This is a genomic window from Acidovorax sp. Leaf73 (assembly GCF_916855635.1).
Taxonomy (GTDB): Bacteria; Pseudomonadota; Gammaproteobacteria; order Burkholderiales; family Burkholderiaceae_C; genus Acidovorax; species Acidovorax facilis.
In genome coordinates, this window is sequence record NZ_CAKASI010000002.1 from 177,181 (window position 1) to 202,117 (window position 24,937).

General features: G+C 65.3%; 20 protein-coding genes. 9 read left to right on the plus strand and 11 right to left on the minus strand.

All coding sequences use genetic code 11. The features are described from left to right. Window positions 1-30 precede the first annotated feature (30 nt). Window positions 31-723 carry a Crp/Fnr family transcriptional regulator gene (locus tag LPA35_RS07185; RefSeq protein ID WP_228896186.1) on the minus strand — a complete coding sequence of 231 codons (693 nt, stop codon included), beginning with the start codon at window positions 721-723 and terminating at the stop codon, window positions 31-33. A gap of 130 nt (window positions 724-853) precedes the next feature. Here LPA35_RS07185 and LPA35_RS07190 point away from each other — a divergent pair, with 130 nt between their 5' ends. The 4 genes from LPA35_RS07190 (at window position 854) to LPA35_RS07205 (ending at window position 5,831) form a co-directional block, all read left to right on the plus strand. Next, window positions 854-1,774, plus strand: a complete 921-nt coding sequence (locus LPA35_RS07190; RefSeq protein WP_055393320.1) for a 3-keto-5-aminohexanoate cleavage protein — start codon at window positions 854-856, stop codon at window positions 1,772-1,774. A gap of 40 nt (window positions 1,775-1,814) precedes the next feature. Beyond that, entirely contained in the window at window positions 1,815-2,807 is a 993-nt protein-coding gene (locus LPA35_RS07195; RefSeq protein WP_228896188.1) for a Bug family tripartite tricarboxylate transporter substrate binding protein, read from the plus strand. 11 nt (window positions 2,808-2,818) lie between these two features. Continuing rightward, a complete protein-coding gene (locus LPA35_RS07200) occupies window positions 2,819-3,760 on the plus strand; it encodes a 3-hydroxyacyl-CoA dehydrogenase NAD-binding domain-containing protein (protein WP_228896190.1) in 942 nt (313 codons plus the stop codon). 271 nt (window positions 3,761-4,031) lie between these two features. Then, window positions 4,032-5,831 carry a feruloyl-CoA synthase gene (locus LPA35_RS07205; protein ID WP_228896192.1) on the plus strand — a complete coding sequence of 600 codons (1,800 nt, stop codon included), beginning with the start codon at window positions 4,032-4,034 and terminating at the stop codon, window positions 5,829-5,831. Between the two features lie 140 nt (window positions 5,832-5,971). On the opposite strand, the gene LPA35_RS07210 is transcribed toward LPA35_RS07205, so the two are convergent. From LPA35_RS07210 to LPA35_RS26075, 3 genes are all read right to left on the minus strand, one after another. After that, window positions 5,972-6,445 (minus strand): HU family DNA-binding protein, encoded by a 474-nt coding sequence (locus LPA35_RS07210; protein ID WP_121421155.1) that lies wholly within the window; start codon window positions 6,443-6,445, stop codon window positions 5,972-5,974. 264 nt (window positions 6,446-6,709) lie between these two features. Continuing rightward, on the minus strand, window positions 6,710-6,871 hold the full coding sequence (locus tag LPA35_RS07215) for a hypothetical protein (RefSeq protein ID WP_176887027.1): 162 nt from the start codon (window positions 6,869-6,871) through the stop codon (window positions 6,710-6,712). Continuing rightward, window positions 6,843-6,974, minus strand: coding sequence for a hypothetical protein (locus tag LPA35_RS26075; RefSeq protein WP_255354175.1), 132 nt, complete (start codon window positions 6,972-6,974; stop codon window positions 6,843-6,845). The genes LPA35_RS07215 and LPA35_RS26075 overlap by 29 nt, the downstream gene beginning before the upstream one ends. A gap of 181 nt (window positions 6,975-7,155) precedes the next feature. Between LPA35_RS26075 and LPA35_RS07220 the strand changes: the two genes are divergently transcribed. Together LPA35_RS07220 and LPA35_RS07225 are read left to right on the plus strand one after the other, a co-directional pair. Beyond that, complete coding sequence (locus tag LPA35_RS07220) at window positions 7,156-8,166, plus strand: M14 family zinc carboxypeptidase (protein WP_121421154.1); 1,011 nt, start codon at window positions 7,156-7,158, stop codon at window positions 8,164-8,166. Window positions 8,167-8,179: 13 nt separating this feature from the next. Further along, the gene (locus LPA35_RS07225) at window positions 8,180-8,956 is read left to right on the plus strand and encodes an alpha/beta fold hydrolase (RefSeq protein ID WP_228896194.1); all 777 of its coding nucleotides are present in this window, start codon (window positions 8,180-8,182) and stop codon (window positions 8,954-8,956) included. Window positions 8,957-8,981: 25 nt separating this feature from the next. On the opposite strand, the gene LPA35_RS07230 is transcribed toward LPA35_RS07225, so the two are convergent. The 3 genes from LPA35_RS07230 to LPA35_RS07240 form a co-directional block, all read right to left on the minus strand. Then, window positions 8,982-9,734 carry a GDSL-type esterase/lipase family protein gene (locus LPA35_RS07230; protein WP_228896196.1) on the minus strand — a complete coding sequence of 251 codons (753 nt, stop codon included), beginning with the start codon at window positions 9,732-9,734 and terminating at the stop codon, window positions 8,982-8,984. A 120-nt stretch (window positions 9,735-9,854) separates the two neighbouring features. Continuing rightward, a complete protein-coding gene (locus LPA35_RS07235; RefSeq protein ID WP_228896197.1) occupies window positions 9,855-11,165 on the minus strand; it encodes an SPOR domain-containing protein in 1,311 nt (436 codons plus the stop codon). A gap of 199 nt (window positions 11,166-11,364) precedes the next feature. Next, window positions 11,365-12,363, minus strand: coding sequence for a YcjF family protein (locus LPA35_RS07240; RefSeq protein ID WP_228896198.1), 999 nt, complete (start codon window positions 12,361-12,363; stop codon window positions 11,365-11,367). 283 nt (window positions 12,364-12,646) lie between these two features. Between LPA35_RS07240 and LPA35_RS07245 the strand changes: the two genes are divergently transcribed. After that, window positions 12,647-14,170: an AMP-binding protein gene (locus LPA35_RS07245; RefSeq protein WP_228896199.1), complete on the plus strand. Its 1,524-nt coding sequence runs from the start codon at window positions 12,647-12,649 to the stop codon at window positions 14,168-14,170. Window positions 14,171-14,239: 69 nt separating this feature from the next. Here the strand turns inward: LPA35_RS07245 and LPA35_RS07250 are convergent, their stop codons facing one another. Beyond that, window positions 14,240-15,997: a hypothetical protein gene (locus tag LPA35_RS07250; protein ID WP_228896200.1), complete on the minus strand. Its 1,758-nt coding sequence runs from the start codon at window positions 15,995-15,997 to the stop codon at window positions 14,240-14,242. A 194-nt stretch (window positions 15,998-16,191) separates the two neighbouring features. Here LPA35_RS07250 and LPA35_RS07255 point away from each other — a divergent pair, with 194 nt between their 5' ends. Further along, on the plus strand, window positions 16,192-16,842 hold the full coding sequence (locus tag LPA35_RS07255; protein WP_121421146.1) for a DsbA family oxidoreductase: 651 nt from the start codon (window positions 16,192-16,194) through the stop codon (window positions 16,840-16,842). A gap of 123 nt (window positions 16,843-16,965) precedes the next feature. Here the strand turns inward: LPA35_RS07255 and LPA35_RS07260 are convergent, their stop codons facing one another. The 3 genes from LPA35_RS07260 to cphA (LPA35_RS07270) form a co-directional block, all read right to left on the minus strand. Then, window positions 16,966-17,475: a CreA family protein gene (locus tag LPA35_RS07260; RefSeq protein ID WP_228896201.1), complete on the minus strand. Its 510-nt coding sequence runs from the start codon at window positions 17,473-17,475 to the stop codon at window positions 16,966-16,968. After that, entirely contained in the window at window positions 17,475-20,054 is a 2,580-nt protein-coding gene (cphA, locus tag LPA35_RS07265; RefSeq protein ID WP_228896203.1) for a cyanophycin synthetase, read from the minus strand. The genes LPA35_RS07260 and cphA (LPA35_RS07265) overlap by 1 nt, the downstream gene beginning before the upstream one ends. Before the next feature lie 98 nt (window positions 20,055-20,152). After that, window positions 20,153-22,357 (minus strand): cyanophycin synthetase, encoded by a 2,205-nt coding sequence (gene cphA, locus LPA35_RS07270; RefSeq protein WP_121508576.1) that lies wholly within the window; start codon window positions 22,355-22,357, stop codon window positions 20,153-20,155. 253 nt (window positions 22,358-22,610) lie between these two features. Between cphA (LPA35_RS07270) and LPA35_RS07275 the strand changes: the two genes are divergently transcribed. Then, window positions 22,611-24,917: an ABC transporter ATP-binding protein gene (locus LPA35_RS07275; protein WP_228896205.1), complete on the plus strand. Its 2,307-nt coding sequence runs from the start codon at window positions 22,611-22,613 to the stop codon at window positions 24,915-24,917. Window positions 24,918-24,937: the final 20 nt, after the last annotated feature.

Here is a 24,937-nt window from a genome sequence, read left to right on the forward strand (position 1 = left end):
ACCTGCGCCCGTCGAACGCCGCGCCGGCCCTCATTCCACTCTGCGGCGCAGTTCTTGCAGGTTCACCACAGTGATACCGCCGTACTCGATCTGCAGCACACCCTCGGCCTCCAGGCGCTTGAGTGCAGCGTTGCAGCGCTGGCGCGAGACACCGGACAGATTGGCGATTTCCTCCTGCGATACCTGCAGGTGAGGGTCGCTGCCAGGGTGCAGCCAGGGGTGGAAAAGACCTGCCAGCGCCCGCGCCACCTGGCTGTCCGTGTCCAGCAGGTGGTGGGCCGTGAAATTGCCCAGAAACCAGTGCATGCGCTCGTTGATCTGGCGCAGCAGAAAGTGGTCAAAACTGCGCTGGGTGGCGTGCAGCCATTCAAAGGTGTCCACGGGTAAAAGCGCTACCCGGCTGGGCCGCAGCGCAATGATGTCCGCCGTGCGCGGCACGCCACGCAGCAGGGTTCCTTCACCAAACCAGCTGCCTGCAGAAAGACCGCCGAGGGTCACCGAGCGCCCGTTGTCCGAGGTCACCGTCCACTTGAGCAGTCCTTCAACGGCACCGTACCAGTGCAGGGGGACGTCGCCGCGCCGGCACAGGGCGCTGCCCTGGGCCACTTCGACTTCACGCAGGTCGTCCAGGACGCGTCGCTGTGCGCTCTCGTCCAGCAAGGGAAACCAGGCTGAGTTTTTCAGGAGATCGGCGACCGTCGGCGGCGCCAGCTTGACCAGCATGGTGTGAGGCTCCAGAGTGAAGGAGAAATGCGTCCTCGTATACCCTGAGTCCAAATGTCATCGCGATGACTGAGTATGCAGACGCTAAAAAAAATAATGGGTGCATTACCATTTTCCACCAGTCCATGTCATGACAAAGCGCAAAGTCATCGTCACCATCGCTCCCACCGGTGGCATGGCCCACAAGTCGCAGAACCCGCACCTGCCCACCCAGCCCGGTGAAATTGCCGACGATGTGCAGCGGTGCTGGAACGCAGGGGCCAGCGTGGTGGCCATCCATGCACGGCGCCCGGATGATGGCGCCACCTGCAACGCAGATATCTACCGCGACATCAACACCCGCATCCGGGCCAAAGGCTGCGACATCGTCATCAACAACTCTACCGGCGGTGGTGTGCATGGCGACATGGTGCGGCCGCTGTCCGGTGACCGCTGGGAGATCGCCTGGGAAGAGCGCATCAAGGGCATGGATGCGGGGGCCGAGATGTGCACCCTGGATGCCACCACGCTCAATCTGAGCTTTGACGGCCGCGAGATCCTCATGGACACCCCGCTCAGCAAAGGGCGCGAACTGGCACTGGGCATGAAGGCACGCGGCATCAAGCCCGAGTGGGAGGTGTTCAGCCCCACACACATCCTGCAGGATGCCACCACCTTGATCGATGAGGGGCACGACGAGGGCCCGCATTTCATCAACCTCGTGATGAACGTGCACCGCAGCTTCCAGAACGCCATGCCATATTCGCCGCGCTACCTGCAGATGATGGTGGACACCCTGCCGCGCAACAGCATCTTTTGCGTGAGTGGCATCGGCCCCTCGCAGCTCGAAGCCAATGTGGCGGCGCTGCTGCTGGGTGGGCATGCCCGCGTGGGGCTGGAGGACAACCTGTATTTCCGCCAGGGCGAACTGGCCACCAATGTGCAGCTGACGGAGCGCATCGTGCGCATCATTCGGGAGCTGGACATGGAGCCCGCTTCGCCGGCAGAGGCCCGCGCCCTCATGGGTCTGCCCCGCGCAGGCGGCGTTCGCCCCGCCTTTGCGATCGATTGAGTTGTTGCGATTTCACCCACCAAGAAAGAGGAGACAGATGATGCAGACACGCCGCCAATTCATGAATCACCTGGGCTATGCAACCGCGCTGGGGGCACTGACTCCCTGGAGCGCGATGGCCCAGACGCTGGAGCAGGTGAAGATTTTCTACGGCTTCCCGGCGGGCAGCGCGGGTGACAGCGTGGCGCGCAGGGTGGGTGAGAAGCTGGCGGGTTCGTCGTATACCCGCAATGTCGCCGTGGTGGAGAACAAGCCCGGTGCCGGCGGGCGCATTGCGCTGGAGGCGCTCAAGGGCGCCCCCACCGATGGCAGCGTGCTCACGCTGTCGCCGTTTTCCTGCACGTCCATCTATCCGCACATCTACAGCAAACTCAGTTACGACCCCACGAAAGACTTCGTGGCGGTGTCCATCGCCGCCGTTATGCACCATGGGCTGGCCGTGGGGCCGCTGGTGCCAGCCTCGGTGAAGAACGTGAAGGACTTCCTGGCCTGGGCCAAGGCGAACCCGGGGCAGGCCAACTACGGCTCGCCAGCGGCGGGCTCTACCCCCCATTTCATCGGTGCGCTGCTGGGGCTGAACAACGGTGTGGACCTCAAGCATGTGCCCTACCGGGGCTCCATTCCCGGTGTGACCGATGTGGTGGGTGGGCAGATTGCCTCCATGGTGACGCCCAGCGGCGACTTCATTCCGAACCACAAGGCGGGCAAGCTGCGGTTGATCGCCACCTCTGGCCAGGCGCGTTCGCCGTTTTCGCCCGAGGTGCCCACCTTTGCGGAGCAGGGCTTCCCCGAGCTGACGACCGAGGAGTGGTTTGGCTTCTACGCACCCGCCAAGACACCGGCCAGCGTGGTTGCAGCCGCCAACGCTGCCATCAACATGGCGATCAAGGAAAAGTCGGTGATCGACAGCCTGGCTGTGGTGGGCCTGATTGCCAAGGGCTCCACCGCCGCAGAGATGGCCGCATCGCAACAGGCGGAGGCAGATCGATGGGGGCCTCTGGTCAAGAAGATCGGCTTCACGGCCGAGTCCTGAAGGGCACGGACATGGATGCTTCCGTGAACCGGGTGGCGGTGGTTGCCACTGGCGTCATTGGTGCAAGCTGGGCTGCGTACTTTCTCGCCCGGGGGCTGAACGTGGATGCCCACGATCCTTCTCCGGGGGCCGAGCAGCGCCTGCACGATGCCGTGGCACAGCACTGGCCGGTGCTCCAGCGGCAAGGGCTTGCGCCGGGCGCCAGCACGGCAAGGCTGCACTTTCATGCTCGGCTGGAGGACGCCGTGGGGCAGGCGGACTTCGTGCAGGAAAACGGGCCGGAGCGGCTGGACTTCAAGGTGGATCTGCTGCGCCGCATAGACGAAGCCGCCCCGTCGCATGCCATCCTGGCTTCCAGCTCTTCAGGGCTGTCTGTTACGGCCATGCAGGCCCAGTGCAAACACCCGGAGCGCGTGGTGCTGGGCCATCCGTTCAACCCCCCGCACATGATCCCGCTGGTGGAGGTGGGCGGAGGCGAAAAGACATCGGCCCGGGCGATCACTACCGCGATGGATTTCTACACCGCCATCGGTAAGCGCCCCATCCATGTTCGGCGCGAAATCAAGGGGCACATTGCCAACCGCCTGCAGGCGGCGCTGTGGCGGGAGGCGTTTCATCTGGTCCACGAGGGGGTTGCCAGTGTGAGCGACATCGACACCGCCATTGCCCATGGCCCGGGGCTGCGCTGGGCGCTGATGGGGCCTTTCATGAACTTGCACCTCTCCGGCGGCGAAGGTGGAATCGCCCATTTGCTCGCGCACCTCGGCGGCCCCATCGAAGACTGGTGGCAGGACCTGGGGGCTCCGCAGATGACGCCAGCGCTGCAAAGCCGTGTCGCTGACGGCGTTACGCAGGCGCTTGGAGGGAGAACCAGTGCGGAGCTGGTGGCTGCACGCGACGCCTTGCTGGTAGACCTTCTGCGTGCCAAGCAAGACGCCCGCGTCCTGGACTGAGAGCGGCCAACAGAACCCTGCTGGCGTTGTTGCCGCGTCTTGCCGTACTACCCGTACTGCCTGCGACGCAGCGCCCGGCCAGAACCGCTTCGCTGAGTTTTGTTCGCCGGTCTGAATCCGCTATTGCACCGTGCGGTCCTGCCGCATGGGTTTATTCGACGGGTTCAACCAAGCGCTTCCAGCAGTGGTGCTGCGCACCGCCGCGCCGCTGGTTAGCGCTGTGTTGCCCATTTTTGTTGCTGCCCCAAGAACACGAGAGACCACCCACACCATGCACCCCGAATTTCTTGGCAATGAAAACCAAATCGCACCGCCCGCCACGGTGTTGGTCCATCAAGACGACGGCTCGTTCGTATTGCGTTCCCCCGTGGCGCTGGGCGCGTATGCGCGCTGCATCGGTGAATGGGTGGAGCAGTGGGCGCGCGAGACACCCCACGCGCTGGCCTTGGCGGAGCGTGACGAGACGGCCGAGCACTGGTGCATCCTGACCTATGGCGAATTGCGCCAGGCTGTGGGCGCCGTTGCGCAGTCATTGCTGGACCTGAAGCTGCCGGCGGGCCGCCCTATCGCCATTCTTTCCGACAACGCGGTAGACCACGCGGTGCTCATGCTGGCGGCGATGCATGTGGGCATCACGCCCTGTTCCTTGTCGAGCGCCTATGCACGATCCCGAGACCCGGGCCGCCTGCACAGCATGCTTGCGGTGCTAGAGCCTTCGCTGGTTTATGCATCGGACGCCTCGGTCTACGCGCCCGCCCTGGCGGGGTACGCGTCCGATGCCGTCAAGGTCTTCAGTCGCCATGCCGAGGCCGTGCCTGGCGCCTTGCCTTTTGCTCAACTGCTCGCGGGCGTGGAAAGCCCGGCCGTGTCGCAGGCGTTTGAGGCCATCCAGCCCGACGACCCTGCCAAGTACCTGCTGACGTCGGGCTCCACGGGCCATCCCAAGGTGGTCATCAACACCCACCGCATGCTGTGCGCCAACCAGCAGATGATGGCCCAGACCTGGCGGTTCCTGGCCCACGAAAAGCCTGTGCTGGTGGACTGGCTGCCGTGGAGCCACACCTTTGGCGGCAACCACAACCTCAACATGGTGCTGTGCCATGGGGGCGCGCTCTACATCGATGAAGGGCGGCCCGTGCCAGGGCTTATCGAGAAGACGGTGCGCAACCTGCGCGATGTGAAGCCGACGATGCTCTTCAATGTTCCGCGTGGTTTCGACATGCTGTTGCCGTTTCTGGAGGCAGACGCCGCGCTGGCCGCTGAAATCCTCTCGCGCATGCGCCTGGCGTTCTATGCCGCGGCAGCGCTGGCCCCTTCCACCTGGCAGCGGCTGGAGGCCGTGGCAGTACGCGTGCGGCCCGCGTCGCCGCTGTGGCTGACCACGTCCTGGGGCTCCACGGAGACATCGCCCGCAGTGACCAGCGCCCACTGGCGCATGGAGGGCGCTGGCTGTATCGGTGCGCCGTTGCCCGGGCTTGAACTCAAGCTGGTGCCCAACGGCAGCAAGCTCGAAATGCGGGTCAAGGGTGTATCGGTGTTTCCGGGCTACCGCAATGCACCCTCCGAGACGGCCGCCGCGTTTGACAGCGATGGCTTCTACCGCATCGGTGACGCGGGCTACCTGGTGGACCCCGCGCGGCCGGAGTGTGGCGTGGTCTTCAACGGCCGGGTGGCCGAGGATTTCAAGCTCTCCAGCGGGAGCTGGGTGTCGGTGGGCACGCTGCGGGTGGAACTGGTGTCCGAGTTGGCCCCCCTGGTGCAGGACCTCGTGCTTACGGGCCACAACCGGGACGAAGTGGGCATGCTGGTGTTTCCCTCTGTCGCCGGTGCAGCGGACCGCGCGCGGCTGGACGACGCCCTGCGCGGTGCCATGCAGGCCCGCCGCACTGCTGGCGCGGGTTCATCGCAGTGCCCCGCGCGTGCACTGGTGATGGCGGCGCCGCCCGACCCCGATGCTGGAGAAATCACCGACAAGGGCTACATCAACCAGGGCGCTGTGCTCTCGCGCCGTGCTGCACAGGTCGAGCTGCTGCATGCCAGCCCTGCTGCCCCCAACGTGATCTCAATCTGACGGGGTGCCGTGGCAGCGCCTTCTGCGGTTTTTCGAATCCACCCGTAAAAAAGGACCCGCTGCCTTGGGCAACGGGTCCTTTTCTTGCGGAGAAGGAATGATGGGGCATCACCCCGTCACGCCCTTCGCAACGGCTGAGATCAGACCGTGGCGTCCTTGAGCTTCTTCAGCGCGCGGGTCTTGATCTTCACGGCTGCAGGCTTGGCGGGGAACCAGCGCTCTTCACCGGTGAAGGGGTCTTTGCCGAAGCGCTTCTTCTTGGCGGGGATTTGCTGCAGGCCGATTTTCATGAGGCCGGGCAGCGTGAATTCGCCAGAGCCCTTCTTGTGCACCGAACCCAGGATGGTGGCTTCGAGTGCGGCCAGCACGGCCTTGGTGGCCTTGGGTTCCACACCAGCCTGCTCGGCCAAGTGGGCGATCAGCGTGGTCTTGTTGAAGGCAGTCTTGATCGGCTTGATGCCTGCAGCAACAGGCTTGGCCACGGGTGCGGCGGCCTTCTTCGCTGCGGGGGCTGCAGCCTTCTTGGCGGCAGGTGCCGCCTTCTTTGCAGCAGCAGGTGCTGCCGCCTTGACGGCCTTCTTCGCGGGCGCTGGAGTCTTTTTTGCAGTTGCCATGATGGTGATTCTTCTTTGTTCAGAGTTGCAATATGCCTCCCCCCAATGAAGGGAAGGTGCGCAATTTTAGGTGCGACTGCGGCATACCGTGCAAAAACGAAGACCCGCCAGCATTAGAGGCTTCTGAGAAGGGCTGTAGAAAGACGCTGCGAGTGAGGGGCCGTGCTCAGTTGGCGTCTGCTGAAGGCCGTGTGTGCTGCGTGCGATCACGCGCTCGCATACATGCATAGGTGCATGCACGCATGTGTCCGTCCTGCTGCTGCGTCAGCGGTGCGCAGGGGTCTCGTGGCGTTGGCGCCACTGGTGGTAGCGCTGGCGCTGCAGCGCCAGCAACTCCACCAGACCCCAGGCCAGCGCACAACCGAGGGTGCCGCACAGCAGGGCGATGCGGTGCACCTCAGTCCTGCGCTGCGGCTGCGTCTTCATAGTGGGTCCATCCGTCGGGGCTGGGCAAATCGAAGCTGGGCCAGCCCGGGGCATCGAAGAGTTCATCCAGCAGCCGCTGCAGTCCGAGCAATCTCCAGAGCATGATCATGTGCCTCTTCGAAGGGTTGTGTCTGCGGGCAAGTTAACGCGCTTGTGTGACAGTTCCGAGTCGTTTCGCCGAATTCACACAGATGCGTCATGGCGCTGTTGGTGCGTGCGGGCCGGGGCTATGCTTGCTGCCTATCGCCTTGCTGCACGGCCCCACGCCGCCATCGCCATCCACCATGAACACGCTGCCCGAGTTGCTGGCGCTCGAAAAAATCATCGAGCTGGGGGCACCCCATCTGCAGGTGCAGGTGGTTCGGCAGGTGCAGCTGGCGTCGGGCCACAGCTTTCCGATCCATGCCATCGGCGTGGGCAACCCGTCGCTGGACGTGCCTGCCATCGGCTTTTTCGGAGGCGTGCATGGGCTGGAGCGCATCGGCGCCGAGGTGGTCATCGCCTACTTGCAGAACGTGGTCATGCGGCTGCAGTGGGACACCACGCTGCACCGCCAGCTGGAGCAGATGCGCCTGGTTTTCATGCCCGTGGTCAACCCGGGTGGCATGTGGGCCGCCACACGCGCCAATCCGCGCGGGGTGGACCTTATGCGCAATGCACCGGTCGATGCCACGGACCGCGTGCCGCCCTGGATCGGCGGGCAACGCATCAGCGCGGGGCTGCCTTGGTACCGGGGGCGCGCGGGCGATGCCATGGAGGCAGAAAGCCAGGCGCTGTGCGAGGTGGTGGCCCAGGAGTTGCTGGCGCGGCCGTTCAGCATGGCCATCGACTGCCATTCGGGGTTTGGCGTGCGTGACCGCCTGTGGTTTCCGTTTGCCCACACGCGCAAGCCCATTGCGCACCTGGCCGAGTTGCATGCGCTGCAGGAGATCTTTCTGCAGGCCCACAGCCACCACCAGTACGTCATCGAGCCGCAAAGCGCTCAGTACCTGGCGCACGGCGACCTGTGGGACCACCTGTACCTGCAGGCCTGCCGCGAGGCGCCCACACACACCTTCCTGCCGCTCACGCTGGAGATGGGGTCGTGGCTGTGGATCAAGAAGAACCCGCGCCAGCTGTTTTCGCGCAACGGCATCTTCAACCCGCTCATCAACCACCGCCAGCAGCGGGTGCTGCGGCGCCATCTGTCACTGCTCGATTTTCTGGCCCGCGCGGCCTGTAGCCACGAGCGCTGGGTGCCAGCTCCCGAAGCGCGGGCGCAGCGCAGGGCGGATGCCCTGGCCGCGTGGTACTGAAGAGGTGTCCACCATGCACCATCCATGGATTCTGCTCAGAGGTCTCACGCGCGAGGCCGCGCACTGGGGCTCATTTGTCGAAGCGTTCGAGCACGCCCTGCCGGGTGCCCGCGTTGTGGTGCAAGACTTGCCTGGCAATGGCCTGCTGCACCGGGCCGTGTCGCCCGCCACGGTGCGGGGCATGGTGGATAGCTGCCGCGCCGAGCTGGCCGCGCAAGGTGTGCGGCCACCTTTTCGGGTGCTGGCCATGTCGCTGGGCGCCATGGTGGCGACCGAGTGGGCGCGGGTGGCGCCGGAGGAGCTGGTGGGCTGTGTGTTGATCAACACCAGCCTGCGGCCCTTCAGCCCCTTCTACCAACGGCTGCGGCCAGCCAGTTATCTGCAGGTGCTGCGCTGCGTCGCGCCCTGGAGCAGCCCGCTCACCATTGAACAGACCGTGCTGCGAATGACCAGCAACCTTGCCCACGCCAGGGGGGCGGTGGTAGACGATTGGGTGGCCCTGCGCAGGCAGCGACCGGTGTCGGCATCCAACGCCCTGCGCCAGTTGGTGGCTGCAGCGCGCTACATGGCGCCTGTTGCAGCGCCCCTGGTTCCGGTCTCAGACAGCCCCCGCATCCTGCTGTTGGCCAGCCAGAACGACGGGCTGGTGTCTTGCCAGTGTTCGCAGGCCATTGCACGGGCGTGGGGGGTGCCGCTGCGCATGCATCCGTCGGCCGGACATGACCTCCCGCTGGATGACGCGCAGTGGGTTATTGGGCAGGTGCGGTTCTGGATGGAGGGCTCGCCGTGAGGTGGCGCAAACCCCGCGCTGGCGTTCACTCCCCCAGACCGGCAAGCCCGCCCTGGGCCACCAGTTCGCGGTACCACTCCTCGTAGCCAGCGCTGCTGGGGTGCAGGCCGTCGGCGGCGTTCAGTGCCTTGCTACGGGCCACGAACGGGTCTTCATGGCGTGGCTTGAGCAGGCGCACATAGCGCGCCTGGCGCGTGGCTGCGACGTCTTTGACGATGGCGTGCAGGTCCTCAGAGCGGTGCAACATCACCCACGAAACCGGGGGGATGAAAAACGGTGCATGCCCCACGTTCCCACACGGCATCAGCACCACGTGCTGGCCCTTTTGTTGTGCAAGGGTTACCACCTGCTCGATCTGGGGGCGCAGGGTATCCAGCGCTGTCAACCGGATCACGTCGTTGCCACCCGCGAGCACCAGCACCAGGTCGTAGCCCGCAGACGCCCGATCCAGCTGGGCGGCCACGTCGGCGTAGCGTGCACCGTTGGCGGCCAGGTTGTCGATGTGCCACTTCGGGTGGTCCTGGCCAATGCGCCCGGGCAGACTGTCGAGCGGGGCATTGGCCCCTGTGCCCACGGCCGTGCTGTCGCCCACCACCAGAACCCGCCGCACGGGTTGATCCGGTTGCGCAGTGTAGGGCTGGGCCTCGCGGGCCAGGTCTGCGGCGGTCCACATGCGCCAGGGCGCGCAGGCGGTGAGCAAGAGTGCGCCTGTGGCAATGGCCACCAGGGTCACCATGCGGCGCGAGGATGCGGGGCGGGTACGGACGGCGTGTTTCATGGGCTGGAGCAAGAGTAGGACCTTGCTGCAGCCTACCGGCGGGCAGGGGCCGGATGCGTCGGTGGCGGGCAACGGAGCGAGTAGGACGGGCGCGTAGGACGGGCGCGCCGCTACAGTCGGCTACTGCTTGAAAACCACAGCTTCCAGCGCCATCGCCCGGATCGACGCGGCCGCAGCCTCTGCCTTCGCCCGGCTTTCATAGGGCCCCACGCGCACGCGGATGCGGCGGCCCTTGGCGTTGTTCAGCTCCTGACGAAAGGCGGGTAGCCCTTCGTTGAGCAAGCGAGCCTGGGCCTTGCGGGCATTGGCCTCGTCGGCAAACAGGCCCACGTTGATGTAGTAGCCCGCCGCCGTGCCCACGGTGGGGAGAGGGGCTGAGGATGCTGGCGCAGCGGCCGAAGCGGAGGCTTTGGGCGTTTTGGCCTTGGCTGCAGAGGCCGCGCGGCTGGCGGGCTCGGCGGAGGGCGTCGTCTTTGCAGAGGGCTTGGGGGCTGCCGTGGCGGGCGCTGAAGAGGGCGTTTTGGACACCGTGGAGGCTGCAGAGAGCGTAGCCGGAGCGGGGCGGTTGGCCTCAGAGGATCGCGCTGGCGTGCTGGCTGGTGCTGCGGCCTTTGGCGCTGGGGTTGCTGGGGCCGCTGTCGGTTTCGCTGGGTCAGGAGCCGAGGCGGTGGTGGCGGGACGGGCGGGAGTAGGGGGCTCTTGCGCAGGAACCGGAACAGGTACGGGTGCTGGTGCTGGTGCTGGTGAAGGCGCCGCCGTAATGGCAGCGGCTGCTGCAGAAGCCGCTGCGCTGGGCCGGGAAGCCGCCGCCGTGGCTTGCGCCACCGTTACGGCGGGCTCCAGGGCCAGCGGCTTGGTGTCTGAAGGGGCCCATACCAGATAAGCCAGCGCGGCTGCGGCCACCAGCACCAGGTTGGCTAGCACCAGTGCCTGCAGCCGCTTGCGTGAGCTGGCCTGCTTCTCCAGCAGCACACAGGCCTCGGGCAGCGTGCGTGAGGCCGCCAGCGCGCGGGCCACCCGCTTGCGGATGTCGGCATACAGGATGGCGTTGCCATACAGGCCCGGCACCGCAAAGGCCAGCATTGCAAAGGCGCCGAGCACGCCCAGTTCCACGCCCGGCGGCCATTGCAGGAAGGTCCGGCCGATGCCATACACGATGAGCGCCAGCCCTTCGGCCGCTGCCAGGTAGACCAGCGCGGGGGTCCACAACTGCCGGAACAGCATCCAGTTGAGCGTGGCAAGGCAGGCCGCCCAGTTCCAGGTGGTGGTGGTGCGGCCCGTGTTGTCAAAGCGCTCGAAAACGGCCATGTAGTAGGCCGTGTTCACGGGTCCCAGTGCCAGCCGGGACAGCGCCGTCATGGCGTTGTCGGACGGTGAGTCAAGCGACATGGCCGGGATGATGGAGGCGACAGGGTCCGTGTGGTCGAGCATGGGCCGATTCTGTCATGGGCCGATGTTTGCGCCACCTGGTTTGCGCGCGGGTCAGCGCGGGCGCAACGCTCTGGCCTGATTGCGTTTGGCCCACGCGGGCCTCGCCACTGGATTTTGATTAAAAATGGCCTCTGGCGCTTGTCTATTAAGCGCTGGTAGCTATTAATAATATAGCGTTTGCCGCAGTGGCTGTGGCGTGTCAGGCACCGCGCACCATCGCCATGATCTTCCCCGCGTCCAGCGTGGCGGCCTTTTGCTGGATCTGCGGTAGGTACTGCGACTGCATCTGCTTGGCGGGGCCCAGCAGGTTCTGGAAGGTATCGCGCAGCATGGCCGTGCTCATGACCCGGCCCCCGGCGTAGTAGTGCTTGGCCACCTGCCCCAGCGCGTAGGTGGTGGCAAACGAAAACGCCATGCCGGTGGCGGCGCTGCCCAGCCCGCCGATGGTCCGGCCCGCCGCCTTGCCCAGCAAGCCGCCCAGCAGCTTGCGGCCAAACTGCTCCAGGTACTGCGACGTCATGCCCACGCCCGCAGCGGCGATGAATTCCTTGATGTGGCCCTGGTCCAGCTCTACGCCATGGGCCTTGCCAATGCCGTACACCATCTTCACCTGCATGGGGATGATGGCCATTGACGCCCAGGACTGCGGCAGCAGCTCCAGCGCACCGTTGAGCAGCGCGTAGTTGAGGATGGACTTGTCCAGCTCGGCATCCAAAGCACTGCTGGGGGCTGCGGCGGCTGTTGCCGTTGCGGCGGCTGCTGCCACTGGGACCGCGATGGGCGCGGACACAGGCACGGATAAAGGCACGGCCTTTTCGGCCACATCCACGATCGCATCGGCTTCCCGGTCAAACGCGTCGGTCTGCGGTGCGCCCAGCTGCAGCGCCGCCTTCAGGCTGCTCAGAAACTCGCGTTCTGCCGCGGTCTGGCGGCCATCCACGTCGCACACACACACGGCCATCTCGTAGGCCAGCTGGCGGTGCATGGGGTCGCTTAGGGCCTGCACCGCCGCCTGCACGCTGGTGCGCCGGAGCAGCACGTCCTGGTAGATGCGTGGAAGGTCCGCCATGCCTGCGTCGCCCGCGAGCGACTGGGCAATGCGGCGGATCTCTTCGCGCTCGGCGTCGTCCTTGTTGCCGTCCGCAAACGCGGCCAGGAGGGCGATGGTGAGAATGGATTTTTGCTGGTCCAGGTTCATGGGGTGTTGCCTGCAAGGCGTTGGGTAAAAACGGTGGTGCGCTCGCCTGGGGGGCGGTCGCGCGCATGGGATCAGATGCAGTCTAGGCAACGGGGTTTCAACGCCACAGCCTGTGGGGATTTGGGCGCGCGTGGTAACCGGGTGTTTCGGGGGCGGGCCGGGTTATCCCTTGGGTATTTTGGCGACTGTGCGCCAGCGCCCGGCGTGCCTACAGTGCCAACAGGTCTCCACGGCTGTGGAGGCGGCTGACCCTGAAAAATCCCGTTGTTGTGGAGTGCACACTATGAACATCGCCCACCTGCTGCGCCGCAGTGCTTTGCTGCATGCCCACCAGCCCGCTGTACTCCAGGGGAGTGACGTGCTGTGGTCCTACGGCGACCTGGGCGCACGCGCTGCCGCCTTGGCCGCCTATCTGCACACGCAATGCGGCGTGGCCCCCGGTGACCGAGTGGCCATCTACGCCGCCAATGCGCCCGAGTACCTGGAGGCCCTGCACGCCATCGTGTGGGCCGGGGCCGTGTCGGTGCCGGTCAACTACAAGCTGCATTCCAAAGAACTGGCCTACGTGCTGGCCGACTCCGGCGCGCGTGTGGTGCTGGCATCGCAGGCGTTGGCCCCGGCCGCGCGCGAGGCCGGGGCGGCGGATGCCGGTCTGCTGGTGTTCGGCTCCGAAGCGTACCGCGCCGCCGTCGCGCACGCGCCCATGGACGTTTGCGACCGCGCACCCGAGGATGTCGCCTCACTGTTCTACACCTCCGGCACCACTGGCCGCCCGAAGGGGGTGATGCAGACCCACCGCAATCTGCTGGCCATGACGGCCTGCTACTTCACCGACGTGGACGATGTGCTGCCCGGCGACGCCATGGTCTACGCCGCGCCCATGTCGCACGGCGCTGGCCTCTACAACTACGCCCAGGTGCTGCGCGGCGGGCGGCATGTGGTTCCGCTGTCGGGTGGCTTCGAGCCTGCGGAGCTGGTGCAGCTTGCGGCCAGCGTGGGCCAGCTCACGTTGTTCGCTGCGCCCACCATGGTGCACCGCCTGGTGGACCATGTGCGCGCCACGGGTGCCGACGTGAGCGGCTTCAAGACCATCGTCTACGGTGGCGGTCCCATGTATGCCGACGACCTGCGCAACGCGCTGGCCGTGATCGGCAACCGCTTCGTGCAGATCTACGGCCAGGGCGAAAGCCCCATGACGATCACGGCCCTGTCGCGCGCCCAGCTGGCCGACCGCAACCACCCGCGCTGGGCCGAGCGCATGGTATCGGTCGGCGTGGCGCAGTCGCTGGTGGAGGTGCGTGTGGTCGATGCTGCAGGCCAGCCGATGCCCACAGGCGAGACCGGGGAGGTGGTGGTGCGCGGCGACACCGTCATGCCCGGCTACTGGAACAACCCCGAAGCCACGGCGCAGACGCTGCGCGATGGCTGGCTCTACACCGGCGACATGGGCGCGCTGGATGCCGATGGTTTCCTCACCCTCAAGGACCGCTCCAAGGACGTGATCATCTCTGGCGGCTCCAACATCTACCCGCGTGAGGTGGAGGAGGTGCTTCTGCTGCACCCCCAGGTGCGCGAGGTGGCCGTGGTGGGGCAGCTCGATGCGGAATGGGGCGAGGTGCCTGTGGCTTTTGTGGTGGCGGAGGAGGGCGTGAGCCCGGATGCACTGGACGCGCTGTGCCTGGCCCATATAGCCCGTTTCAAGCGCCCTCGGCTGTACCGCTTTGTGCAGGCTTTGCCCAAGAACAGCTATGGCAAAGTGCCAAAGACAGCACTTCGAGAGATGCTCTCGGCGGATCGAACGGGTTAGCGCGGGTGTTCGGCGTCTTTGTCAGTTTGCGCAGCAGAGAACGCACGGGCGCTGCGTCAACGAAATTTTTCAGCGGTGCGAATCCGTGGTCAAGCTTCCCAGCACCATTCCGCCCCATTCCTGCAGCTGCTTTTGTTTCTCGTCATCCGTCAACTGGTTCGCATCCTGCTGCCGTTTCAATTGCTTCAGCAAGGGCAGCAAATCTGTCTGCTTTGACTGCACATGAGCTGGCTCTGCCGTGTTCTCGGTGATCTTGTTGTTTTCCACCTTGAGGACGTGCAGCGATTGCGAGGCGGCCTGCGTGATCAGTGCGCGCACAGGCTCATCCTTCTCGTAGCCTAGCTCTACCTGCGTGCTGCTGCTGTCTTCCACCTTTTCGTAGGAATAGTTCTGGGTTGCAGAGTCTGATGTCAACTTTGGTGCTGCTCTTGAGTGCAGCGATTGGTGATAGGCAGCAGAAAGCTTGGCGGACTGGGTCTGGGTGAAGCCGCGGTTGCTGGGGGATGAGCCGGAGATCTGAGTGGACTGTTTGAGTGTGTATTCGAAGGTGTCAACCTCTTTGGTGCGGCGCGGATTGGACGCACGGCGGGTTGCGGTAATCGATGCATCAAAGTCCGCCAGGCCGGTGAGCAGGCTCTTGTCGCCTTCACTGAAGGCGTTGGCGTCGCGCGTCAGATCGACCGGGTCGCCAATGCTGATACTGGCGCTGCCTGACCTCCCAGGGGAGTTTGCCGATTCATAGCCGCCGTTCAGGGCGGCGAAGCTGGACTTGAACAGGTCAACCAAGCCGCTGTCTGCATGCCCGCGCTCTGCTGCCTTGTCGATGCGGCTGAGGTACTGTCGCACGGCGTAGGCCTTCTGGTCTGCGGTGCCCCATAGCGCGGGCTGCCGCAAATCGGTTTTCATTCTTACGGTGCCTTCAGGGCTCTTGAGTTCAATCTCGCGGGTTTTGGCGTCTGCGCTGATGTTGGCACCGAGCTTCAGGATGCGGACGCCATCCTGGTCCACCCCATAGATATCCACCTTGAATTCCAGCTTGGTGAAGAGCTTGCTATCGAACTTCAGCAGACCGTCCAGCCGCAGCACAGGGGATTCAGCCGTCAGGCCCTCGATAGCAAGATCGAAACCTTCTGCCAGAGATTGGAGTGCGTCCTTTTCCTGCTGCGTAAGGTTGCCATCCACCTCGATCTGCACCGCGATGCCAGAGCCTGTGGCGCGTTGCTCCCGCTGGTCGGCTATGGAGATCCGGACCGTGGCGCCAGATTGAGTGGTGATGGCAAATGTCGCACTGGCGCTTGGGCTGGATTGAATGCCCCACATAGCGCCAGTAGCCTTGCCTTGAATTTTGTCGGGCGAACTCACTGCACCCAGGTTCACCACAGTCTGACGGTAGCTCGAGCCGGTGCGGGCGGCCTGCTCTATCAGGGCGGACCCCAAACCGGCAAACCGCGCCTTTTCCGTCGTGGCGCTCGCGTTTCGGCCGATGATCTGATCCACAGCGGTCGTCGGTGTCTGCTCCCATACCTGCATTTGCCGGCTGCTGGTCTGCGATGGGGCGATTGCTTCGTAGGTGACGTCGATCGACTCCATCGCCGAGGGCCACTGGGTAACGTGCAGAAACCGGGTGTCACCCATCGTCGAAGGCACGGCTTCCGGGATGGCAGATGGAGTGAAGTTTGTGACGCTGTTGCGGGTCACGTCCGGCGATACGGCGCTCGCTATCGGCACGCGTGAAGAAGCCTGCGCAGAGGCCGTCACCGATGCTTGGGTGGAATTTCCTGACGGGCTCCAGCTTGTGGAAAGAGGGGAGAGGCTGATCGCACTCATTCAGGATATTTCATAGCTGTCTGACGGATATCGGCAGAAACGAGGAGGACTGAAGCCTGGCGTTCTGCGCTAGCGTGCAACGCCACACTAGAGAACACTGGGGCAGGAAGCGGGCGCTTCAGGGGCACAAAAGCGCCCTCCTGCGAAGGCCAATGCATTGGTCTACCATCCAGCTCTGATTTTTTGAGCTTGCCATGACTACCAAAACCCTCAAGATCGATTTCGTCTCCGATGTCTCCTGCCCCTGGTGCATCATCGGCCTCAAGGCGCTGGAGCAGGCGGCCGATCGCCTGAAGGGCGAAGTGGCCCTTGACATGCACTTTCAGCCTTTCGAGCTGAACCCGCAGATGGGCCCCGAGGGCCAGGACATCAACGAGCATCTGCAGGAAAAGTATGGCTCCACGCCCGAGCAGCTCGAACGCAACCGCGAGGCCATTGCCGCGCGTGGCGCGGACTTGGGGTTCACCTTTGGTAAAGGCAAACGCAGCCGCGTCTACAACACTTTTGACGCGCACCGTCTGCTGCACTGGGCCGAAGAGAAGGGCTTGCAGCCGCAGCTCAAACATGCGCTATTCAAAGCCTATTTCACCGATGGGCAAGACCCGAGCAACCACGAAGTGCTGGTGCGCGTGGCGGGTGAGGTCGGGCTGAATGTGGACGAGGCGCGTGAACTATTGGCGTCTGACCGTTTCGCTGAAGAGGTGCGCGAGCGTGAGCAGTTGTATTTGCAAAACGGCATCCACTCGGTGCCCGCCATCATCATCAATGAGCGCCACCTGATTCAAGGTGGTCAGCCAGTGGAGGTGTTTGAGCAGGCGCTGCGGCAGATTGCCAGCCAGGCTTGATGAATACTATTGTTTTGATAGCTGCTGGTGCTTGATGGGTAAGCGCTAGGGGCTGGTTTTATATAAAAAGCAGAAAGGAGCCATGGCCCCTTTCTGCTTTCTGTTGTGTACGGCCTTGCCCGCTTATTTGCGCAGCGGGATGGCCATGGCCCGGTCCACCGGCACGGCGGTCACGCTGTTCTGCGGCGAGCCATCGATGAGTTTTTCGGAGTAGGTGAGGTAGACCAGCGTGTTGCGGGCCGGGTCGACCATGCGCACGATGCGCAGGCGCTTGAACAGGATGGACATGCGTTCGCTGAACACCTCTTCCTGCTTCTTGAGCGGCTCGGGGAAGCTGATAGGCCCCACCTGGCGGCAGGCGATGGAGGCTTCGGCGCGGTCTTCGGCCAGGCCCAGGGTGCCCTTGATGCCGCCCGTGCGTGCGCGCGAGACGTAGCAGGTCACGCCCTGCACGCCGGGGTCGTCATAGGCTTCCACAAGGATGTCGTGGTCGCGGCCGATCCACTGGAAGGCGGTGTCCACCGTGCCGATTTTTTCGCCAGGCGCTGCCTGCGCTGTGCCAGCTGCGCCCACCCAGGCGGTGGCTGCGGCCAGGGCCAGCAGCGCCGAGGTGGCCGCTTGCTTGAGGGCCATCACGCACCGGCCCCGGCTTCGGTGCAGCGCTGGGCCAGGTGGGCGAGGGCTTCTTCGACCTGGTCCACCAGCACCAGGCACAGGTCGCCGGGCTGCAGGCGCGCCAGGGCGGCGTCGATGGCGATGAACTCACCGCGAATCTCTTCGACGTGTGTGGTGCGCGATGCGCCCGCCAGGCCCTCACGCAGCAGGGCCATCACCTCGCCATCGGCGCGGCCGCGCTGGGCAGCGTCCTGGTACAGGATCACGTCGTCAAATGCGGCGCCCAGGATCACGGTCTGGTCGCGGATATCTTCGTCGCGGCGGTCGCCCGCGCCGCTGATCACCACGCTGCGGCGCTTGGCGGGCAGGGCGTCCACGGCACCCACCAGGGCGCGCATGGCGTCGGGGTTGTGGCCGTAGTCGGCAATCACGGTGGCGCCCCGGTAGTCCATGATGTTGAAGCGGCCCGGCGCGTTGTCGCTGTCGTTCACAAAGCCTGACAGGCCCCGGCGGATGGTCTGCCAGGGCATGCCCACGCCCCAGGCGGCGGCCACGGCCGCCATGACGTTCTCGACCTGAAAGCCGATCTTGCCGTTGCGTGTGATGGGTACGTCGCGCAGGTGGATGGTCTCGCGCCACGAGCCTTCCGAAGCCACGATGGAGTCGCCATCCACATACACGGTGCGGTGGCCCTGCGCGCGGTGCGTGGCCATCACGGGATGGTGGCGGTCGCTCGCAAAGAAGATGATCTTGCCAGGGCAGGCCGGCGCCATGGCGGCCACGATGGGGTCGGCCGCGTTGAGCACGCCGTAGCCTGTGGTGGCCACGTTCTGCACGATCACGCGCTTGAGCACGGCCAGGTCTTCCACCGTGGTGATGTAGTTCAGGCCCAGGTGGTCTCCCGCACCGATGTTGGTCACCACGGCCACCTGGCAGCGGTCAAACCCCAGGCCTTCGCGCAGGATGCCGCCACGGGCGGTCTCGAACACGGCTGCATCCACCTCGGGGTGCAGCAGCACGTTGCGGGCGCTCTTGGGGCCGCTGCAGTCGCCGCTGTCGATCTGGCGGCCGTTCACGTACACGCCATCGGTGTTGGTCATGCCCACGCGCAGGCCCTGGGCGGTGAACAGGTGGGCGATGAGGCGGGCCGTGGTGGTCTTGCCGTTGGTGCCCGTGACGGCCACGACCGGAATGCGGCCGTCGTCGCCATGGGCGTACAGCTTGTCCACCATGGCCTGACCCACGTTGCGGGGCTTGCCGTAACTGGGCGCGAGGTGCATGCGCAGGCCGGGGGCGGCGTTCACTTCCACAAAGCCGCCGCCTTGCTCTTCGAGCGGGCGCAGCACGGTCTCGGCCACCATGTCCACGCCGCAGATGTGCAGGCCCACCATCTGGGCGGCGGCCACGGCGCGTGCGGCAACCTCGGGGTGCACGTCATCGGTCACGTCGGTGGCGGTGCCACCCGTAGAGAGGTTGGCGTTGTTGCGCAGGACGACGCGCTGGCCCTTGGCGGGCACCGAGTCGGGCGTCAGGTCTTGCATGGCCAGGCGGGCCACGGCAATGTCGTCGAGCCGGATCTTGGTGAGCGAGGTGGCATGGCCCTCGCCCCGGCGTGGGTCGAGGTTGACCTGGTGGACCAGCTCGCGCACCGTGTGCTGGCCGTCGCCCAGCACCTGGGGCGGCTCGCGGCGTGCAGCGGCCACCAGTTGGTCGCCCACCACCAGCAGGCGGAAGTCATGGCCCGGCAAAAAGCGCTCGACCATCACGGTGCCGTATTCGGCGGCGTTCTTGTAGGCTTCTTCGAGCTGGGCGCGGTCGGTGATGTTGACCGTCACACCCTTGCCCTGGTTGCCATCCTGCGGCTTGACCACCACGGGCAGGCCGACCTTGAGGGCCACTTCCCAGGCTTCGTCCACGCTTTCGACCGGCTTGCCCAGGGGCACGGGCACGCCAGCGGCATGCAGCAGGCGTTTGGTCAGGTCCTTGTCCTGGCCGATGGATTCGGCCACGGCGCTGGTCGAATCGACCTCGGCCGCCTGGATACGGCGCTGCTTGGAGCCCCAGCCAAACTGCACCAGGCTGCCACGCGTGAGGCGGCGGTAGGGGATGCCGCGCGCCACGGCGGCGTCCACGATGGACCCGGTACTGGGCCCCAGGCGCTCGTCTTCGTCGAGTTCGCGCAACTCGGCAATCACGGTGTCGGCATCAAAATTGCCTTCGCCTTGCGCTGCCTTGATGAGTTGCTGCGCATACTCAAAGGCTTTGCGGCCCACGGCCTCTTCGCTGTATTCCACGACCACCTGGTACACACCCGCATCGGTGGTGGCGGTGGTGCGCGCGAAGGTGACAGGGCAACCTGCCTGTGCCTGCAATGCCAGGGCGGCAGTCTGCAGCACATGGGCCAGCGAGACATCGCCGCCCCCGGTTTCGGGGTGCAGCGCGCCGATGGCGGGAAACAGGGCCCGCAGGCGGGCTTCGAACCCGGCCATCTGGCCCACGGCGCGCTCGTTTTCGGCGCAGGTCACCACGGCCTCGATGGCCATGTGGCGGCTCCAGAGGTTGGGGCCACGCAGGGCCCGGGTGCGGGATACATCCATGGAAGTCTCTTTCAGTGGTCCATCAGGGCGCTGAGGCCCTGTTCAGGTCGTGGGATGCGAGGTCAAACAACAAACAAAAGCTAATGCGCGAGGTGCCATCACGACCGCAGTGCGGCGGTGGGGACCAGTTCGGGCTCAAAGGTCTTGATGCCAGCGCCGATGAGGTCGGGGGCAATGTTCAGCGCCCAGGCCGTGCCGATGGCAGCCAGCAGGGCGTCGGTGTCGGGCGCCACGGCATTGCGCCCAAAGGTCAGGTCTGCCAGCGAGCCTAGTACATGTTCTGCACTGCCCGTGGCCAGCACCACGCGGCCGTTCTTCACAACCACGGCGCGGCCGTTGTCCTTGGCGCGGTGTTCCACGATGACGGGCAGGGTGGCGTCCTGGGCATACAGCACCACGGCACCGTCCGACAGCGGCGCCAGGTCGGCCACTTGCGGGATGGCAGCGTTGAGCACCGCTGCGCCTTCCGACAGCACCACGTCCACCTGGGTGCGCATCACCTTGGTCATCTGGTCCTGTTCGTGCACGTCGAATTCGGCCAGCGTTTCCACGCCGTCCATGTCGGTGACCACACCCACCTGGCAGCGGTCGTAGGCCAAACCGTCGCGCAGGATGGTGCGCGCGTCGCTTTCGATCACGGCGGCCTGCACGGTCTTGTTCATCAGCAGGCGGTGGGCGGCCTCCCAGTGCGCGCAATCGGTCGATTCGACGCAGCGGCGGTCCAGGAACAGCCCTTCGCGACAGGCCAGGCCCGTGTGGTGGCCGCTCAGGTGCAGCAGCCAGGCCACGACCCGCGCGATGGTTGACGTGCCACGCGTGCCCGCCACGCCCACCAGCGGAATGCGGCCTGCCTGGCCCGCATCGTCTTCCGACGGGAACAGATGCTCTGCAATGGCCTGGCCCACAGGGCGCGGTGCACCCACGGCGGGCTTCAGGTGCATCAGCAGGCCAGGGCCTGCGTTCACTTCGACAATGGCACCGCCCTGGGCGTGCAGGGGTTTGGAGATGTCCTTGGCCACCAAGTCGATGCCGGCGATGTCCAGCCCCACCACCTTGGCCGCCAACTGGGCGATGTAGGCCACCTCGGGGTGCACGTCGTCCGTGCAGTCCACGGCCACGTTGCCGTTGCGCTGCACCACCACCTGGCGGCCAGCGGCGGGCACCGAGTCGGCGCCCAGGTCCTGGCGCTTGAGTTCGAGTTGCACCTTGGTGTCAGTGGCCAGGTCGATGATTTCGAGCGGGTACTCTTCTTCGTAGCCACGGCGCGGGTCGGAGTTGAGCTGGGTGTCGATCAGCTCCTTGACGGTGGAGCGGCCGTTGCCGGTGATGGTGACCACTTCACCACGTGCCGCTGCGACCACTTTGCCGCCCACCACCAGCAGGCGGTGCTCGTCGCCGGGGATGAAGCTCTCGACCATGACGTCGCTGCCCTCGGGGTAGGCCACGTGGTAGGCGGCCTCGATGTCTGCCTGCTTGTGCAGATCCAGCGTCACCCCCCGGCCGTGGTTGCCGTCAGAGGGCTTGACCACCACAGGCAGGCCGATGTCCTGGGCGGCTTCCCAGGCTTCCTCGGGGCTGTTGACCACCTGGCCCTCGGGGATGGGCACGCCGCAGGACTTGAGCAGGCTCTTGGTCAGGTCCTTGTCGCTGGCGATGCCTTCGGCGATGGCGCTGGTGAACTCGGTCTCAGCCGTCCAGATGCGGCGCTGGCTGGCGCCATAGCCCAGTTGCACCAGATTGCCGTCGTTCAGGCGGATGTGCGGGATGCCCCGGTCGGTGGCGGCGGTGACGATGCAGGCGGTGCTGGGGCCAAGGTACTGGTCGTCCACCTCGGTGCGCACACGGGCCACGGCGGCAGCCACGTCAAACGGCTCATCGTTGATGGCGGCCATGATGAGCGCGTGGCCCTGGGCCAGCGCCACGCGCGCCACGCTTTCGTCGCGCGCCCGGAACACCATGCGGTATACGCCACGCTGGCTGGTGCTGCGGGTCTGGCCAAAACCGGTGGGCATGCCCGACAGGTTGAGCAACTCGATCACGATGTGCTCCAGCACATGGCCGCACCAGGTGCCTTCCTGCAGGCGCTGCAGGAACCCACCGCGTTCGCCCACGCCGCAGTGGTGTTCGATCAGTGCGGGCAGCCAGGCGGTAAGTCGGTCGTTGAAACCGGGCAGCAGGTTGGAGGGGTAGTCCTCCAGCTCGCCCAGGTCCAGCCAGACTTCCAGTACAGGCCGGTAGGTCCAGATATTGGGGCCGCGCAGGTAGTTGATGCGAAGCAGTTGGATGTCGTTGAGTTTCGCCATGGATTGCAGCGGGTGAGTTGGTCCGGCCGGGTAAGGGCTATGGGCTATGCGGGAGAGGAAGAAACTGTGAAAGGAAACTTTTGTGGACGAGGATTGTGCTCCAGTCCTGGGGCTGTGCGCAGTGTCAGCCAAATGAGCGTCAGAGGCGTTAAATGAGGATGCCGTCGCACCGTGGCATGCAGTATCGGGGAGAATTCGCGCTTTCGCGAGATCGGTCACCGCAGGCAGCCGGGGGCGGAAAACCCAACCAAAAATGCAACATCACCATTCTGTGGACGCCTCGGGTGTCTTTTCTGGCCCTTTGGGGGCCGATTTGCGGGCCATGCTCGCTTCCAAGGAAAACGTACTGGCAGCGCTTCAGGTTGACCTGAGCACGGCGCTGCGCTTTGCGGCAGGCTGGGTGGTGGTGACGTCTGAACGGCTGCTGGCCTGTGATGCGGGCACCACGGCTTGGCGCAGCTGGCCCCTGGGCGATGGCCTGGCGCTCAAGCTGCAGGACCATGGCGGTGTGGGCTCGCTGGAGCTGCACAGCCCTCGCGAGCGCTTGGCGCTGTGGCGCTTTACCCTCGCGCACCACGCCCAGGCCCTGCGTCTGCTGCAGCGTTTTGAGCAGCAAAGCGCCCGGGGTGACAACGGCGCCGAGGACGAGGCCGACGAACCCGCCTGTCCCACCTGCCACACGCCCCTGCCGCCCGACACCGAAGAATGCCCGGCCTGCGCCCGCGCCCAGCCGCCCCAAACTTCCACCTGGGTGCTGCTGCGCCTGTGGCGCTTTGCCCGGCCCTACCGCAAGCAACTGGCCGCCGGTTTTGCGCTGACGCTGGCGTCCACCGCCGCCACCCTGGTGCCGCCGTATCTGACCATCCCGCTGATGGATGACATCCTGATCCCGTTCCAGAACGGCAAGCAGATCGAACCCGGCCTGGTGCTGCTGTACCTGAGCGGCCTGCTGCTGTCGGCGCTGGCGGCCTGGGGCCTCTCCTGGGCGCGCACTTATATATTGGCGCTGGTGTCCGAGCGCATCGGCGCCGACCTGCGCACCACCACCTACGAGCACCTGCTGCGCCTGTCGCTGGACTACTTTGGCGGCAAGCGCACGGGTGACCTCATGGCGCGGATTGGCTCGGAGACGGACCGCATCAACGTCTTCCTGTCCCTCCACGCCCTGGATTTTGTGACCGACGTGCTCATGATCATGATGACGGCGGCCATTCTGTTCTCCATCAACCCATGGCTGGCGCTGGTCACGCTGGTGCCGCTGCCCTTCATTGGCTGGATGATCCACACCGTGCGCGATCGTCTGCGCACCGGGTTTGAAAAGATCGACCGCGTGTGGTCCGAAGTGACCAACGTGCTGGCCGACACCATCCCGGGCATCCGGGTCGTGAAAGCCTTTGCGCAAGAAAAGCGCGAAGCCCAGCGTTTTCGCGACGCCAACCAACACAACCTGGAAGTCAACGACAAGCTCAACAAGACCTGGAGCCTGTTCACGCCCACCGTGTCGCTGCTCACTGAAATTGGCTTGCTGGTGGTGTGGGGCTTCGGCATCTGGCTGGTGTCGCGCAACCAGATCTCGGTGGGTGTGCTCACGGCCTTCATCGCCTACATCGGCCGGTTCTACGGGCGGCTGGATTCAATGAGCCGCATTGTCTCGGTCACGCAAAAGGCCGCCGCTGGCGCCAAGCGCATCTTCGACATCCTGGACCATGTGAGCAACGTGCCCGACCCGGCCCAACCCGTGAAGGTGGACAAGGTTCAGGGCGCGATCACCATGCAGGGCGTGGGGTTTCGCTACGGCAGCCGCGCAGTCATCAAGGGGCTGGATCTGGATATCCGCCCCGGCGAGATGATCGGCCTGGTGGGCCACAGCGGCTCAGGCAAGAGCACGCTGGTCAACCTGATCAGCCGTTTTTATGACGTGAGCGACGGCTCCATCCAGGTCGATGGCATCGACATCCGCCGCTTTGCCGTGGCCGACTACCGCCGCCACATCGGCCTGGTGCTGCAGGAGCCCTTCCTGTTCTTCGGCACCATTGCCGAGAACATTGCCTACGGCAAGCCCGAGGCCACGCGCGAGGAGATCGTGGCGGCGGCCCGCGCTGCGCACGCCCATGAATTCATCCTGCGCTTGCCCCATGGCTACGACTCACTCGTGGGTGAGCGCGGCCAGGGCCTCTCGGGCGGCGAGCGCCAGCGCATTTCCATTGCCCGCGCATTGCTGATCGACCCGCGCATCCTGATCCTGGACGAGGCCACCTCGGCCGTGGACACCGAGACCGAGAAGGAAATCCAGAAGGCGCTCGACAACCTGGTGCAGGGCCGTACCACGATTGCCATCGCCCACCGCCTGTCCACCCTGCGCAAAGCCGACCGCTTGGTAGTGATGGACCGGGGCGAAGTGGTGGAGGTCGGGCCGCACGACGAACTCATGGAGAAGCAGGGCGCCTACTGGCGGCTCTACGAAGCCCAGGCGCGCCGTGCTGAAGAAGACGCCCAGGCGGCCGGCGTCATCATCGACAGCAGCCTGCTGCACCCCGCCCACCCTGCGGGCAACCCGTGATGACTGCACTGCAGGAAAAC